The following is a 708-nucleotide window of genomic DNA, read 5'->3' as shown; positions in this document are numbered from 1 at the left end:
TATGGGACGGTTGATGAGGATGGGGTGGGCCAGCATGGCGTCGATCAGTTCGTCATCGCTGAAGCGATCTTCTGCCAGAGCGAGCGCCTCGTAGGGGGGCACGTTCTTGCGCAGCAGCTCGCGCACCGGCATCCCCATGGCGGCGATCAGCGCCACCAGCTCATCGCGGGAGGGGGGCGTCTCCAGATAGTGGATGACGGTCGGCTCGACGCCGCTGTTGCGAATAAGCTCGAGGGTGTTGCGGGAGGTGCCGCACTCTGGATTGTGATAGATGGTGATCGCACTCATTGGCATGTCTCTCATGGCTTAAGTGAATAAAAACAGTAGGTAAAAAGGGTTAGCGGCCATCTGTTAACGGCTTAGCCCCGCTTCATACCAGGGTTTGCTGGCGTTGACGATGCGCACCACCAGCAGCATGACCGGCACCTCGATCAGCACCCCGACCACGGTGGCGAGCGCCGCGCCGGAGTGGAAGCCGAACAGGCTGATGGCGGCGGCCACCGCCAGCTCGAAGAAGTTGGAGGCACCGATCAGGGCGGAAGGGCAGGCCACCGAGTGCTTCTCCCCCACCTTGCGGTTGAGCCAGTAAGCCAATCCCGAGTTGAACAGCACCTGGATCAGGATCGGTACCGCCAACAGGGCGATGACCAGCGGTTGCTCCATGATGGCGTTGCCCTGAAAGGCGAACAGCAGCACCAGGGTGAGCAG

2 protein-coding genes are annotated in these 708 nt (G+C 61.6%); both read right to left on the bottom strand.

The features are described from left to right. On the bottom strand, window positions 1–288 hold a 288-nt coding region (gene arsC, locus BN1143_RS14030; protein WP_197069872.1), incomplete at its 3' end, for an arsenate reductase (glutaredoxin). A gap of 63 nt (window positions 289–351) precedes the next feature. Beyond that, window positions 352–708, bottom strand: a 357-nt coding sequence (locus BN1143_RS14025) for an arsenic resistance protein (RefSeq protein WP_042051054.1), incomplete at its 5' end; no start/stop codon positions are given.

It is taken from the genome of Aeromonas dhakensis (assembly GCF_000820305.1).
In the GTDB taxonomy this organism is placed as follows: Bacteria; Pseudomonadota; Gammaproteobacteria; order Enterobacterales; family Aeromonadaceae; genus Aeromonas; species Aeromonas dhakensis.
Note: the sequence above shows the minus strand (reverse complement) of the source record. Positions and strands in the feature narration are given on the sequence as shown.